This window comes from Nocardia sp. NPDC059236, from assembly GCF_042754085.1.
Classification (GTDB): Bacteria; Actinomycetota; Actinomycetes; order Mycobacteriales; family Mycobacteriaceae; genus Nocardia.
The window spans coordinates 1-1,191 of sequence record NZ_JBHZAF010000095.1; the positions used below are offsets into that span (position 1 = coordinate 1).

At 68.1% G+C, this 1,191-nt stretch carries 1 protein-coding gene; it reads left to right on the forward strand.

Annotated elements, in window-relative coordinates; all coding sequences use genetic code 11:
- A partial coding sequence (gene gltX / locus ACFXIV_RS48135; protein WP_379421566.1) for a glutamate--tRNA ligase occupies window positions 1-1,191 on the forward strand: 1,191 nt, incomplete at both ends.

Sequence of the window (1,191 nt, forward strand, 5' to 3'; positions counted from 1 at the left end):
GCGTACGTTTCTGTCCCTCCCCGACCGGTAACCCCCATGTGGGTCTGGTCCGTACCGCCCTGTTCAACTGGGCGTACGCCCGGCACACCGGCGGCACCCTGGTCTTCCGCATCGAGGACACCGACGCGGCGCGCGACTCGGAGGAGTCCTACGAGCAGCTGCTGGACGCGATGCGCTGGCTGGGCCTCGACTGGGACGAGGGGCCTGAGGTGGGCGGCCCGCACGCGCCCTACCGCCAGTCCCAGCGGACGGACATCTACGCGGACGTCGCACGCAAACTGCTGGACGGCGGCTACGCCTACCCCTGCTACTGCACCGCCGAAGAGCTGGAGCAGCGCCGCGAGCAGGCCCGCAAGGAGGGCCGTCCCTCCGGCTACGACGGCCGCTGCCGGGAGCTGACCGGCGAGCAGATCGCCGCCTACGAGGCCGAGGGCCGCAGCCACGTCGTCCGCTTCCGGATGCCGGACGAGCCGATCACCTTCACCGACCTGGTGCGCGGTGAGATCACCTTCCAGCCGGAGAACGTCACCGACTACGGCATCCTGCGCACCAACGGCGCACCGCTGTACACGCTGGTCAACCCGGTCGACGACGCGCTGATGGACATCACGCACGTGCTGCGCGGCGAGGATCTGCTCTCCTCCACCCCGCGTCAGATCGCGCTGTACAAGGCGCTGATGGAGCTGGGTGTCGCCCAGCGCGTCCCACAGTTCGGGCACCTGCCGTATGTGATGGGGGAGGGCAACAAGAAGCTCTCCAAGCGCGATCCGCAGTCCTCCCTCAACCTCTACCGCGAGCGCGGCTTCCTTCCCGAGGGCCTGCTCAACTACCTCTCGCTCCTCGGCTGGTCGATCGCCGAGGACCGGGACATCTTCTCGATGGACGAGATGGTCGCCGCCTTCGACATCCACGAGGTCAACTCCAACCCGGCGCGCTTCGACCTGAAGAAGTGCGAGGCCATCAACGCCACGCACCTGCGCGAGATGCCGCTGAAGGACTTCATCGCCGCCTGCGAGCCGTGGCTGAAGGCGCCGCACGCCCCCTGGGACGAGGCGAACTTCTCCCAGCAGGCCTTCGAGGAGCTGGCCCCGCTGGCCCAGACCCGGCTCACGGTCCTGGCGGACATCACCGACAACGTCGACTTCCTCTTCCTGGACGAGCCGGTTCAGGACGAGAAGTCCTGGCAGAAGG